Raw genomic sequence first — 12,355 nt, 5'->3', positions numbered from 1 at the left:
ACTATCCTTATTACTTCACTTCAAATCCGTACGCATATGGGTCTTCATCGTCTACCCATATCGTGTTGTGACCGTATACTTGTGCCCATCCTTCAATGCTTGGCAAAATAGCGGCTTTGCCATTCACTTCGGTAATGCCTTCTATACGTCCTTGAAATAGGCTGCCGATGATACTTTCGTGAACAAAGTCTTCCCCTTGATTGAGCTTGCCTCTTGCATGCCATTGCGCCATACGTGCACTTGTTCCCGTACCACATGGCGAACGATCCAACGCTTTGTCGCCGTAAAACACAGCATTTCGAGCGGTGGCGTTTTCTTGAGTGGGCTCTCCGGTCCATAGCACGTGAGAAACACCGCACACTGTTGGATCTTCTGGATGTACGCACTCAACCGCTCGAGATACCGCTTCGCGAACTTTTGGTGAAAGCATCAAAATTTCATCTGGAGAGTAGTGTTCAAGTCCGGCGTAGTTTTCTTGAGGATCGACGATTACGTAATAGTTTCCGCCATAAGCAACATCGACAGTGAGCTCACCTAAGCCCTCTATGTCCACGGTTACGTCTTGGTGGGCAAGGTAAGCTGGTACGTTAAATATCTTCACCGACGTGACCTTGTCACCTTTTGTTTGGTAGTGCACTTCGATTTGTCCTGCTGGGACATCAAGTATCAAACGGCCTTCTTTTTTGGGAGTGATAAGGCGATTCTCGATAGCGGTAGTGACGGTTCCAATGGTGCCGTGGCCACACATTGGTAAGCAGCCACTGGTTTCAATAAACAGAATTGAAGCGTCTGCGTTATCGCTGCAAGGAGGCAAGACAACGGACCCCGACATCATCGAGTGTCCGCGAGGCTCAAACATGAGTGCCTGACGAATCCAATCATAATGCTCAAGAAAGTATTGGCGCTTTTCGCTCATGGTATTGCCTTCGAGTGGAGGCACACCGCCTGCTACCAGCCTAACTGGGTTGCCGCAGGTGTGGGCATCAATACAGAAAAAAGTTCCTTGTCTCATTTTTCGCTCCTTGCTGAAAAAATGGTTGAATTAAACAATAGTGATGTTAACGTAATGTAAAATATATTGTATACAATATACGTTTTCAAGTGTGACTCGGAGCATATTTATGTTGGTCAAGGATGAAACTAAAAAGGAAAGGATCGCTGTGATAGGTGCGGGGATTATTGGCTTATCAATTGGCTTGAAATTGCAGCAGCAAGGTTATCAAGTCACGATTTTTGATCCCAATGGCGTGGGGAATGGATGCTCTAAGGGAAATGCAGGCCATATCGCGACTGAGCAAATCTTCCCTCTTGCAACGCCAGCGCTGCTTCCACAATTACCTAAAATGCTGCTAGATCCGAAAAGTCCGGTTTCGATCCGTTGGCAAGATATTCCAAACACAATCGGGTGGATGATTCGTTTTCTATTACAAACCAAGCCATCAGCCGCGGAGCGGGCAAAAAACGCGATTAAGAGTCTTAACGAGCGGTCAGTGGCAAGTTGGCGTGGCATGCTTGATTCAATCGGAAAAGCGCATCTAATAAAAATGAATGGTTCATTGCTCACTTTTGAAAACGAGAAACTGTTTCAGAATTATCAAAGTACGCTTAACTCACTGGCTAAAAACGGTGTGACGCATCAAGTTTGGACACAAGAGGAGATTCGAGAGCGGATACCTGATCTCAGCCATAAGGTTCGTATCGGAGTCTTTTTTCCCGAAACCGGTCATACGCTAGACCCTTATCAGCTCTGTGCTGAGCTAAGTGAAGCCTTTGAAGAGCTTGGCGGTAAGGTTTTACAAAAAGGTGTATCTGCGTTGGCGAAAAATGGCGATGTGCTGGTTGAGTCTCAAACACATTCATTTGACCGAATCATTGTTGCCGCTGGTGTACATTCTAAGCCTTTGATACGGGAACTAACCGGAGTCAAAGTGCCTATTCAAGCCGAGCGTGGTTATCACCTAATGGTGGATGACAAGCGTGATGTACTGCCATTTCCTATTAGCTCTGCCGATAGAAAATTCATCATGACTCCGATGTCTGGTGGGCTACGCTTGGCAGGCACTGTTGAGTATGCCGATGTAGAATCACCACCCAATATGAAACGTTCAGAAATGCTTTTTCAGTTAGGTGATGAGATGTTTGAATCGGGGTTAAATCCACTCAAGCAAGGAGAAAAGTGGATGGGGAATCGGCCTTCAACAGTCGACTCGTTACCGGTTATTGATAGCATTTGGGATGGAAATGTATTACTGACATTTGGCCACCAACACCTTGGATTAACTCAAGCGGCGATTACGGCAGATCTCCTTTTAGAGCTTATCGAAGGAAAGCCAACATCGATTGATCTTTCACTTTTTTCACTACAACGATTTGCCTGAAAAATTTAATATTAAATATTGTATAAAATATATTAAATGCTAATGTTAACTTAATTTTAACAAAAACTGGTATCCAACAGCCGTACTCGGATGCCTCCAGAAAAACAACCAAAAGGAGTAAAACATGTCACGAATGACCAAAGCACCATTGGCGCTGTTGATTTCAGGAATGCTGTTGGGGACCTCTGCTTATGCTGAAGACAAATTGACGGTCGTATCTTGGGGTGGTGCATTCACCAAGAGCCAAGTGGAGGCATATCATAAGCCTTTCATTAAAAAAACAGGTGTTGAGATCGTATCCGAGGATTTCAGTGGCGGATTAGCCGAAATTAAAGCGCAGGTGGAAGCGAACAATGTGCGCTGGGATTTGGTTTCTCTCGACAAGCCGGACATTGTTCGTGGTTGCGCCGAAGGGTTACTAGAACCAGTGAGCCCAAGTATTTTGCCTCCGGGCGCAGATGGAACACCAGCACAAGAGGATTTCATTGACGGTGCGATTCACGAATGCGCAATCAATACCATCGTTGTGTCCACAGTATTAGCGGTGAACGAAGACGCGTTTAAAGGTAAGGCTTTGCCTAGCAAGTTGACCGATCTTTTTGACCTAAAAACTTTTCCAGGTCGACGTGCATTGCAAAAACAACCTCAGGGCAATCTTGAGTGGGCACTATTGGCTGATGGTGTAAAGCCAGAAGAGGTCTACAGCCTGCTCGAAACCGAAGCGGGGCGTGAGCGTGCTTTTGCTAAGTTGGATACGATCAAATCAGAAGTGCTGTGGTGGACAACAGGTGCCCAGCCACCTCAAATGCTTGCAGACAAAGAAGTGGTGATCGCCTCGGCGTTTAACGGCCGAATCCACAATGCCCGTAAGGATGAAGGTCAACCATTTCGGATTATATGGGACCGTCAAATGGGTTACATGAATGGATGGGCGATACCTAAAGGGAGTGAGAACACAAAGCTTGCATTGGACTTCATTGCTTTTTCTTCAGGAACAAAACCATTAGCTGATCAAGCTAAGTACGTTGCCTATGGGCCTACGCGTAAGTCGTCTTCGGCGGAGGTGAACCCAGACATTTTAGCGAACCTTCCTACCGCACCTCAAAACTTCCAAACCGCCTTCCTGATTAACGATGAATGGTGGTCAGACTACGCAGATGAACTCAATGAAGAGTTCAACACTTGGCTGCTTAACTAGGCGTTAATTTGTGTATAGGGCCGAGTTTTCATCCATAAGCGAGGTTCCGTACTTTTCCTCAACTGTATTTATGTTTTCGGAGAAATGATGAAAGTCATCGAAGCACAGCAAGTCGCGCAATGTTTAACAATGAAGTCTCTTATTGAAACGATGCGTGAAATGTACTCGCGGCCAGCGACAATACCTCAACGCCGAGTCATGCCCTTAGAAGAGGGAGAATACGAGGCGTTTGCGCTACTTCCAGCTTGGAACCAGGAGTTGATTGCGGTGAAAGCCTTTACGTATTTCCCGCATAACCCTGAGCAAGGCAAAGATACGCTTGCATCTAAGCTGCTTGTTTTTAGACGAAACGATGGTGAGCCGCTCGCACTCGTGGACGGTAAAGTTTTAACGTTTTGGCGCACCGCCGCAGCTTCTGCGTTGGCAGCGGACTATTTGGCGCGTCCCGATGCTGATCGTCTGTTGATCTGCGGAACGGGCAATCTTGCGCCTTATTTTGCGTGGGCATACGCTGCGGTTCGCCCACTTAAGCAGGTTTATATTTGGGGGCGTAACTCAGATAAAGCCGAGGCGACGGTAGATGCCATTGTGTCATCTTCAGAGTATCAGTCGCTTCCTGATGAGCGTCGGTTCCGTGTTTCAGTCGTAGAAAATGTGGACCACGTTATCAAACACGTTGACATCATCAGCTGTATTACCGCATCAGCAGAGCCTGTGTTTAATGGCGCAGACGTGCAGCCGGGCACCCATATTGATTTGGTCGGTAATCATGACTTGGATAAGCGTGAATGCGACTCCGAAGCAGTGCAACGAGCACAGGTGTATGTTGATAGCCGTATTAATGTATTAGCCGAAGCGGGCGATCTTCTCATTCCAATTCAAGAGGGCGTGTTCACGTCAGACGATATTAAAGGGGAATTACCGCAGCTTTGCGCCCAACAAATCTCAGGACGTCAAAACGATGAGGTCATTACTTTATACAAATCAGTTGGCAGTGCTTTGGCTGATTTGGCCGCTGTAAAGGCGGTGTTGTTAGAAAATGGCATAGATACCCATGCCTGAGCATTTTTGCTCGTTCATTTAAATTGCATACAATATACATATAAGGAAAGTAGTTCATGAAAATTGATTGGAAAGGTGTTTATCCGGCGGTCAGTACGCAATTTCGTCAAGATCAGTCAATCGACTTAGACGCAACGCAAACTGTTATAGATAACCAAATTAAAGATGGTGTGAATGGCATTATCTGCTTGGGTACTGTCGGTGAGAACTGTGCGTTGTACCCGGAGGAGAAACGCCAGGTTTTGCAAGCGGCAAAAGAAGTCGTAAATGGCCGTGTGCCTTTGATTGCTGGTACAGCAGAGTCTATTACCACAGCAGCTGTTGATTACATGCAGGATGCGTACAAAATTGGTATCGATGGTTGTATGGTGATGCCTGCCATGGTTTACCGCACGTCTGAGAGCGAAACGTTCGAATATTACCGCACGCTAGCAGAAGCAACGCCAGAAATGCCAATCATGATTTACAACAACCCGGTTGCTTATGGTGTCGATGTAAACCTCGATATCATGGCGAAACTGGCTGAGTTTGAAAGTATTGTAGCTATCAAAGAGTCGACCACTGATACTCGTCGTATCACCGAGCTTTACAATAAATTTGATGACCGCTTTACCGTGTTCAGTGGTGTTGATGACATCGCTCTTGAATCATTGATGCTAGGTGCGACCGGCTGGATTTCTGGTTTAACCAACGCATTCCCAGAAGAGTCCGTTGCGATTTATAAACTGGCAAGCCAAGGTCGTTATGCTGAAGCGTTAGAGATCTACCGTTGGTTCTTACCCCTACTGCGTTTAGACACCATTCCTACGCTGGTTCAGTGCATAAAATTGGCCGAGCAAGTCTGCGGACGTGGCTCTGAACAAGTTCGTGCGCCACGCCAACTCTTACAAGGTGAAGAGCGTCAACAAGTCATTCAAATGGTTGAACATGCGTTAGAAACCCGCTTAGACCTATCCAAATACAATCTGTAATTGTGCTGTTTAGTAGAGCGTTAACTGACGCTCTACTCATTCGTAATATTCAAAAAATGAGAAGAGGGAAGTCATGAGCACGGAAAACAAGGACTATGTCAGCTTTCAACACGTTAAGAAAACCTACGATGGCACGAATTTGGTGGTGAAAGACTTCAACTTAGATATTACTCCTGGAGAGTTCGTTACTATGTTGGGGCCGTCAGGATCGGGCAAGACCACTTGCTTGATGATGCTAGCAGGCTTTGAAACTGCGACCGGTGGAGACATTTATATCGATGGCGTTCCTGTCAATCATCTCGCGCCGCACAAGCGCGATATTGGTATGGTGTTTCAAAACTATGCGTTGTTTCCACATATGACCATTGCTGAGAATCTTGCGTTTCCTTTAAAGGTGCGAAAACTCGACAGTGACACGATTCAAAGCAAAGTTCAGAGTGTATTAGAAATGGTCGAGCTTGAGCATGTTGCGACTCGATACCCGAAGCAGTTATCAGGTGGTCAACAACAGCGTGTTGCGTTAGCGCGAGCATTAGTGTTTGAGCCTAAACTCGTGTTGATGGATGAACCACTAGGCGCGTTAGATAAGCAGCTGCGTGAGCAAATGCAGATGGAAATTAAACATTTGCATGAAAAGCTTGGCATTACCATTTTGTATGTGACGCACGATCAAGACGAAGCTCTCACTATGTCCGACCGTATTGCGGTTTTTAATCACGGCGAAGTGCAACAACTCGCGACACCAACCGAGCTTTATGAATCTCCGAGTAATACGTTTGTTGCGCAGTTTATCGGAGAAAACAACCAACTCTCAGGTTTAGTCAAAGAGTGGAACGGAAAGTATTGCCAAGTGCTCGTTGGGAAAGAGTTATTTACTGCGAAACCTGTCAGAGTCTCTGAGCAAGGGCAGAGAACAACACTTTCCATTCGACCAGAAAAGATTGTTATTCAACCAGAGAAAGCGTCTTGTGAGAACCAAGTCTCGGGCGTCCTACGAGAATTGATTTATCACGGTGATCATTATCGTCTGGTCGTCGAAGTAGAGAGCGTTGGTCACTTCATCGTTAAAGTACCTAACGATAATCGTAAACACTTGCAGTTAACGCCTGGCTCAATTTGTCGTATTGGTTGGCAAAGTGACGATTGCCATGCTCTTGATGGGACACAAACTCAAAGTAGCGAGGTAGCAGCATGAGTCGAGAGCTAACCGCATTAGATTCTGTATTGGAAATCGAACGCCAAGTTCATGAGCAAGAAACCAATCTGAAAGCGCAGCTGCAAAAGGCAGAGCGCCGAAAAAAGCTTCGCTCCATTATGCTCACAACGCCATTGGTGTGTTTTATTCTGCTTACGTTTGCTTTTCCTATCCTCGACATGCTTTTTCGAAGCGTGGATAACCGAGAAATATCCCAGTCACTCCCACAAACTATTCAAGCTTTAGAAAGTTGGGATTATCAAGGTCAGCCTCATCAAGAAGTCATTGAGGCATTCTCTGTTGAGGTACTTGCGCTTTATCAAAGCAAAGAGCTACCGAAAATAGCCAACCGGATGAATATTGAAGAGTCTGGTATGCGCAGTTTACTCATGAAAACCGGCAGAAAGTTGTCTCGGTTGACGTCGCTGCCGATCTCGGTGACACAGCTAGCTAAGCTGGATAAGCGTTGGGCTAATCCTAAATATTGGGCGGCGTTTAAGAATCTTAGTGGCGCATTAACATTCAGTCATTATCTTGCAGCGCTAGACTTGCAAGTGAATGAGTTTGGAGACATTGAGCCCCAACCAGAAAAACGCCAAATATACGTCGACCTTTTCTTTAAAACTTTTTGGATGTCTATCTCAATCACCTTAATTTGTTTGGTGATGGCGTACCCCGTTGCTTACCTGCTTGCCAATTTACCTGATAAGCGCGCGAACTTACTTTTAATTATTGTGCTGCTGCCATTTTGGACATCATTATTAGTCAGAACCACGTCTTGGATTGTTCTGCTGCAAAACCAAGGGGTCATTAATGATCTCCTTATTTGGTCGGGTTTTACTTCTGAGCGAATTCAGATGATTCACAATACCTTCGGAACGGTGGTGTCTATGGTTCACATTCTGTTGCCGTTTATGATCCTGCCTCTGTATAGTGTAATGAAAGGAATTAGCCCAACTTATTTCCGTGCCGCTCGTTCTCTAGGCGCGACGCCTTTCATTGCGTTCATGAAAATTTATATGCCGCTTACGTTACCTGGGATAGGTGCGGGGGCCTTGCTCACTTTCATTCTTTCTATTGGTTTCTACATTACGCCCGCTTTGGTTGGTGGAAGAAGCGGACAGATGATCTCCAATATGATTGCCTATCATATGCAGACATCACTGAACTGGGGGATGGCTGGCGCATTGGGTGGACTGCTTTTGTTCGTTGTACTGGTTCTGTTTTATATGTTCAACCGTGTGGTTGGCATTAACAACCTTAAGGTAGGGGGATAACCATGGCATTACCAAACTATGCATCAAAAGTAGAGCGAGTTGCTTACGCAGGTTACTTAGCTTTTTGTGGGGTGGTGCTGTTCTTTTTAATCGCTCCAATTCTGACCATCATCCCGTTATCGTTTAATGCAACGCCTTACTTTACTTTTACCGAGGGGATGTTAAACCTTGACTCGGCAGCGTATTCTACTCGCTGGTATCAAGAAATGTTTACTAGTGATCAGTGGCTGTTGGCGCTGAAAAACAGCACGTTTATTGCTTTTATGGCGACACTCGTTGCAACAGGGCTAGGAACTCTGGCGGCGTTGGGTTTAGCAAGTAGTAACTTGCCTTTTCGCAATACGATTATGGCGCTGTTGATCTCGCCCATGATCGTACCAGTCATTATCTCTGCTGCTGCGATGTACTTTTTCTACACACGCCTTGGCTTATCACAAACTTATTTAGGCGTCATTTTGGCACACGCTGCGTTAGGTACGCCTTTTGTCGTCATTACCGTTACTGCGACGTTAAGCGGCTTTGACCATAGCTTGGTAAAAGCGGCGGCTAGCTTAGGAGCAAACCCTGTTTATACTTTCAGACACATTACCTTTCCTCTGATTCGTCCGGGGATGATTTCTGGCGGCTTGTTTGCTTTTGGCACTTCGTTCGACGAGGTTGTGGTGGCGTTATTCCTGACTGGGGCAGAACAAAAAACCGTTCCTAGGCAGATGTGGTCAGGAATTCGAGAGCAAATCAGTCCGACTATATTGGCGGTCGCTACGTTGCTGATTTTTATGTCGGTGTGTTTGCTCGTGACTTTAGAAGTTCTACGTAGGCGTAATGTACGCATTCGAGGCATTCAAGAATAACCAAACTTTTTCTTTGTTGCTCGCTACGCACTTTTGTTTAGGTGCTCCTCAATTTTTGACCAAATGCGCCTCATTGTAGGCGCTTGTCTTTTGTGTTTATCATCAGCGATGACTGACATGTCACTCCTGTAGATTAATGCCAGCCTGCTCGAAACGTGCCAAAGGCGACTTGTTTGATCGCTGATACCAACTAGCTGGCATGTTTGGTTTAAGTCGGGCTTTCTCTTCCTTGCTAATCACAACATAGTGCAAAAACGCATTAAGTGTGGTTACCATCACGTTAAACGTCATTTCCCCATCTTTGCTGATGGATTTCAATAACCCAACGACGGTTTCCTCAGAGACTAACGGTTCAACCACCGCCTTTTTTCGCTCTTTTATTGAGGTTGAAGCGCGCAGTCTTGCACGTGCCGTCTCCCAACAAACTTTGTTGGTTTTACTGACAAGGTTGTGCTTGCAGCAGTAGTAACTGAATAAAAAGCGTGGCAGGTTTTGCCAGCGTTCGGCTTGGACTTCTAACCAAAGATGTTGTAGCTCAATATCAGCGTCGGTCATAGGAGTTGTTTAGCAAAAAGAAAAGAAACCATTTTATCGCTTTTGTGAGGAGCAATAAAAGATATTTGAATGGAAAGATAAACAACTAGTTGATCAATATTACTAAAGCAAATCGATTTCTGGCAAGCTCGTGCAACGGCAACTCGAGTACCAAAAACTGACACCGCCACGTTCAGTTGTTAACAAAATGTTTCATCTTGTCTTGCGAGTAGATTATATGGAGATGCTCTTGCAGTAATAAGGGCAGTGGCGATGCAAAAGACGTAATGCATTTAAGGAAAACTCAATATAGAAGAAATTAGATGGAACTGAAGATTTTGAGTGTCGCGATTGCGACAACATTAACCAGTACTGGCGTATTTGCGTTAAGCGAGCCAGTTTCTCAAGTTACAGAGCAACATGCACATTCGGCTCATACACACGGTGTTGAATCCAATCGAGTTGAATACCAACCAACCGCAACTCTCCCTATTCAGCCCTCCAAGGCAACTCGAGTACAGTCACTTGAAAGCCTTGATGAGTCGAGCACTGCTTGTGATTTGGAAGCATTGGTTACCGAAAGCAGTAACCAATTGATCGGCGAAATTTTAAGTCAGGGCGCGACGTGTGTGAACCAGCTATTCTCTGCTGAAAGTCGGATTCAAGAGTCGGTATTTAGCTCCGATCATATGTACAACATTGCGAAGCGTACTACGACATTGGCGAAGGGGTATACAGGTGGCGGGAGCGATGAACTAGAAACGTTGTTCTTATACTTACGCGCAGGTTATTACGCCGAGTTTTACAATGACAACATCTCATTTATTGAATGGGTCACCCCAGCGGTGAAAGAATCAGTGGATGCGTTTGTTAACAACGCAAATTTCTACGAGAACAGCGACCGTCACGGCAAAGTGCTTAGTGAAGTCATCATCACTATGGATAGTGCGGGCTTGCAGCACGCGTACTTACCGCAAGTGACCCAGTGGCTTACACGTTGGAATGATCAATACGCCCAGCACTGGTATATGCGCAATGCGGTTAATGGTGTTTTCACTATTTTGTTTGGTGGGCAGTGGAACGAGCAATTTGTGCAAATAATTGGCAACCAAACGGACCTTGCCAAAGCTTTAGGCGATTTCGCTCTAAGGGCGTCATCAATCGGTGCTGAAGATGAGTTTATGGCCGCGAATGCGGGGCGAGAGCTCGGGCGTTTGACCAAGTATGCGGGTAACGCGAGTTCTGTGGTGAAGAGTCAGCTAAGTCGAATCTTTGAACAGTATGAAATGTATGGTCGGGGTGACGCGGTTTGGCTTGCGGCGGCGGACACCGCCTCATATTACGCAGATTGTAGTGAGTTCGGAATTTGTAATTTCGAAACTGAGCTAAAAGGCTTGGTGCTATCGCAAACTTATACTTGTAGCCCGACAATCCGAATTTTGTCTCAGAATATGACGCAAGAGCAACACGCGGCCGCATGTTCTAAAATGGGCTACGAAGAGGGTTACTTTCATCAGTCTTTAGAAACGGGTGAACAACCAGTAAAAGATGACCACAACACTCAGCTCCAAGTCAATATCTTCGATTCAAGCACTGATTATGGTAAGTACGCAGGGCCAATTTTCGATATTAGTACTGACAATGGCGGTATGTACTTGGAGGGCGACCCTTCCCAGCCGGGGAATATTCCCAACTTTATTGCTTATGAAGCCTCTTATGCGAACGCGGATCACTTTGTCTGGAACTTAGAGCACGAATACGTGCATTACTTAGATGGTCGATTTGATCTCTATGGAGGGTTTAGTCATCCAACTGAAAAAATAGTGTGGTGGAGTGAAGGCATTGCAGAGTATGTCGCTCAAGAAAATGACAACCAAGCAGCACTTGAGACGATTTTAGACGGCTCGACATATACCTTAAGTGAGATTTTCGAGACTACTTATGATGGGTTTGATGTCGATCGAATTTATCGTTGGGGGTACTTAGCTGTACGTTTTATGTTTGAAAATCATAAAGATGACGTAAACCAAATGCTGGTGGAAACACGCCAAGGGAATTGGAGCAATTACAAAGCAACGATCACCCAATGGGCGAATTTATATCAAAGTGAGTTTGAGCAGTGGCAGCAAGCCCTTGTCTCAAATGGTGCACCTAATGCAGTCATAACCGCAAACAACAAGGGGAAAGTCGGTGAAAGCATTACATTTAGCAGTGAAAACAGTACAGACCCAAACGGGAAGATCGTCAGCGTCTTATGGGACTTCAGTGATGGCTCGACAAGTACACAAACCAAGCCGACGCACCAATATGGGAGTGAAGGGGAGTATTCGGTCAGTCTAAGTGTGACAGACAGTGAAGGCTTGACGGCAACCGCCACTCATAGTGTTGTTATCTCAACGTTGGGCGGTAATGACACATTGCCACAAGACTGCGCGGTGCAAAGTAAAGTAAGCGGTGGGCGCCTAACAGCAGGAGAGCCTGTTTGCTTGGCAAATCAACAAACCATTTGGCTGAGCGTGCCAGCGGTGAATGAGAGCTCAAATCTGGCGATAACGACGGGGAACGGTATGGGCAACCTAAAGCTTGAATACAGTAACTCTGGTTGGCCGGATGGTGCTAATCTTCACGGGTGGTCAGATAATATTGGTAATGGAGAGTGTATTACGTTGTCAAATCAGAGTAACTACTGGGGCTACGTTAAAGTCTCTGGTGACTTTGAGAATGCCGCCATCGTCGTTGATTTTGATGCTCAGAAGTGTCGTCAGTAGGGCATTTTAACTGCATCATTTTAATTTAATTGATCGCCTCGCTAACATTGCGGGGCGTTTTTGTTTTTCACGCCGTTATCTCTATAAAAAAAACCAGCCCGAAGGCTGGCAAACAAGGAGT

10 protein-coding genes are annotated in these 12,355 nt (G+C 45.7%); 8 read left to right on the top strand and 2 right to left on the bottom strand.

From position 1 onward, the window contains the following. Nucleotides 1-10: 10 nt before the first annotated feature. Entirely contained in the window at nucleotides 11-1,012 is a 1,002-nt protein-coding gene (locus tag R8O10_RS21605; RefSeq protein WP_005389764.1) for a 4-hydroxyproline epimerase, read from the bottom strand. 109 nt (nucleotides 1,013-1,121) lie between these two features. Here R8O10_RS21605 and R8O10_RS21600 point away from each other — a divergent pair, with 109 nt between their 5' ends. The 7 genes from R8O10_RS21600 (at nucleotide 1,122) to R8O10_RS21570 (ending at nucleotide 8,932) form a co-directional block, all read left to right on the top strand. Next, nucleotides 1,122-2,378, top strand: a complete 1,257-nt coding sequence (locus R8O10_RS21600) for an FAD-dependent oxidoreductase (RefSeq protein ID WP_318191718.1) — start codon at nucleotides 1,122-1,124, stop codon at nucleotides 2,376-2,378. Between the two features lie 124 nt (nucleotides 2,379-2,502). Next, nucleotides 2,503-3,576, top strand: a complete 1,074-nt coding sequence (locus R8O10_RS21595; RefSeq protein WP_017633955.1) for a polyamine ABC transporter substrate-binding protein — start codon at nucleotides 2,503-2,505, stop codon at nucleotides 3,574-3,576. Nucleotides 3,577-3,663: 87 nt separating this feature from the next. Continuing rightward, a complete protein-coding gene (locus tag R8O10_RS21590) occupies nucleotides 3,664-4,638 on the top strand; it encodes an ornithine cyclodeaminase family protein (protein WP_213915734.1) in 975 nt (324 codons plus the stop codon). Between the two features lie 56 nt (nucleotides 4,639-4,694). Then, nucleotides 4,695-5,609, top strand: a complete 915-nt coding sequence (locus R8O10_RS21585) for a dihydrodipicolinate synthase family protein (RefSeq protein ID WP_005377851.1) — start codon at nucleotides 4,695-4,697, stop codon at nucleotides 5,607-5,609. A 73-nt stretch (nucleotides 5,610-5,682) separates the two neighbouring features. Then, nucleotides 5,683-6,804 carry an ABC transporter ATP-binding protein gene (locus tag R8O10_RS21580; RefSeq protein ID WP_005377849.1) on the top strand — a complete coding sequence of 374 codons (1,122 nt, stop codon included), beginning with the start codon at nucleotides 5,683-5,685 and terminating at the stop codon, nucleotides 6,802-6,804. Further along, a complete protein-coding gene (locus R8O10_RS21575; RefSeq protein ID WP_191116081.1) occupies nucleotides 6,801-8,081 on the top strand; it encodes an ABC transporter permease in 1,281 nt (426 codons plus the stop codon). Before R8O10_RS21580 ends, R8O10_RS21575 begins: the two co-directional genes overlap by 4 nt. A 2-nt stretch (nucleotides 8,082-8,083) precedes the next feature. Then, nucleotides 8,084-8,932, top strand: coding sequence for an ABC transporter permease (locus tag R8O10_RS21570; RefSeq protein ID WP_006741629.1), 849 nt, complete (start codon nucleotides 8,084-8,086; stop codon nucleotides 8,930-8,932). 120 nt (nucleotides 8,933-9,052) lie between these two features. Here the strand turns inward: R8O10_RS21570 and R8O10_RS21565 are convergent, their stop codons facing one another. Then, nucleotides 9,053-9,487, bottom strand: a complete 435-nt coding sequence (locus R8O10_RS21565) for a hypothetical protein (protein WP_318191717.1) — start codon at nucleotides 9,485-9,487, stop codon at nucleotides 9,053-9,055. Between the two features lie 302 nt (nucleotides 9,488-9,789). Between R8O10_RS21565 and R8O10_RS21560 the strand changes: the two genes are divergently transcribed. Further along, nucleotides 9,790-12,234 (top strand): collagenase, encoded by a 2,445-nt coding sequence (locus R8O10_RS21560; protein ID WP_318191716.1) that lies wholly within the window; start codon nucleotides 9,790-9,792, stop codon nucleotides 12,232-12,234. The last annotated feature ends 121 nt before the right edge of the window (nucleotides 12,235-12,355 follow it).

The organism is Vibrio sp. 1727, from assembly GCF_033344415.1.
Taxonomy (GTDB): domain Bacteria; phylum Pseudomonadota; class Gammaproteobacteria; order Enterobacterales; family Vibrionaceae; genus Vibrio; species Vibrio alginolyticus.
The sequence above is the reverse complement of the archived record's forward strand: the minus strand, read 5'-3'. Positions and strand labels throughout refer to the sequence as shown.

What these genes read in the sequence shown, in the direction of transcription:
- R8O10_RS21605 (WP_005389764.1), bottom strand. Translation starts at nt 1,012, where the DNA reads ATGAGACAAGGAACTTTTTTCTGTATTGATGCCCACACCTGCGGCAAC.
- R8O10_RS21600 (WP_318191718.1), top strand. Translation starts at nt 1,122, where the DNA reads ATGTTGGTCAAGGATGAAACTAAAAAGGAAAGGATCGCTGTGATAGGT.
- R8O10_RS21595 (WP_017633955.1), top strand. Translation starts at nt 2,503, where the DNA reads ATGTCACGAATGACCAAAGCACCATTGGCGCTGTTGATTTCAGGAATG.
- R8O10_RS21590 (WP_213915734.1), top strand. Translation starts at nt 3,664, where the DNA reads ATGAAAGTCATCGAAGCACAGCAAGTCGCGCAATGTTTAACAATGAAG.
- R8O10_RS21585 (WP_005377851.1), top strand. Translation starts at nt 4,695, where the DNA reads ATGAAAATTGATTGGAAAGGTGTTTATCCGGCGGTCAGTACGCAATTT.
- R8O10_RS21580 (WP_005377849.1), top strand. Translation starts at nt 5,683, where the DNA reads ATGAGCACGGAAAACAAGGACTATGTCAGCTTTCAACACGTTAAGAAA.
- R8O10_RS21575 (WP_191116081.1), top strand. Translation starts at nt 6,801, where the DNA reads ATGAGTCGAGAGCTAACCGCATTAGATTCTGTATTGGAAATCGAACGC.
- R8O10_RS21570 (WP_006741629.1), top strand. Translation starts at nt 8,084, where the DNA reads ATGGCATTACCAAACTATGCATCAAAAGTAGAGCGAGTTGCTTACGCA.
- R8O10_RS21565 (WP_318191717.1), bottom strand. Translation starts at nt 9,487, where the DNA reads ATGACCGACGCTGATATTGAGCTACAACATCTTTGGTTAGAAGTCCAA.
- R8O10_RS21560 (WP_318191716.1), top strand. Translation starts at nt 9,790, where the DNA reads ATGGAACTGAAGATTTTGAGTGTCGCGATTGCGACAACATTAACCAGT.